This is a genomic window from Janthinobacterium sp. NKUCC08_JDC (genome assembly GCF_019345575.1).
In the GTDB taxonomy this organism is placed as follows: Bacteria; Pseudomonadota; Gammaproteobacteria; order Burkholderiales; family Burkholderiaceae_D; genus Janthinobacterium; species Janthinobacterium aestuarii.
Map to the genome: position 1 here is coordinate 1 of NZ_JAHKQW010000074.1, position 223 is coordinate 223.

Annotated in this window: 1 rRNA gene; it reads right to left on the reverse strand. The window is 52.9% G+C overall.

Annotated elements, in window-relative coordinates:
* Nucleotides 1-223 (reverse strand): 23S ribosomal RNA (locus tag KO538_RS29805); the annotation flags it as partial.

The window sequence follows — 223 nt, forward strand, 5'->3', positions numbered from 1 at the left end:
CACGGTACTGGTTCACTATCGGTCGATTACGAGTATTTAGCCTTGGAGGATGGTCCCCCCATATTCAGACAGGATGTCACGTGTCCCGCCCTACTTGTCGTACGCTTAGTACCACCGGTCCGATTTCACATACGGGGCTATCACCCACTATGGCTCCTATTTCCAGAGGATTCTGTTATCGGTCCGACTATCACGTACAGGCTCTTCCCATTTCGCTCGCCGC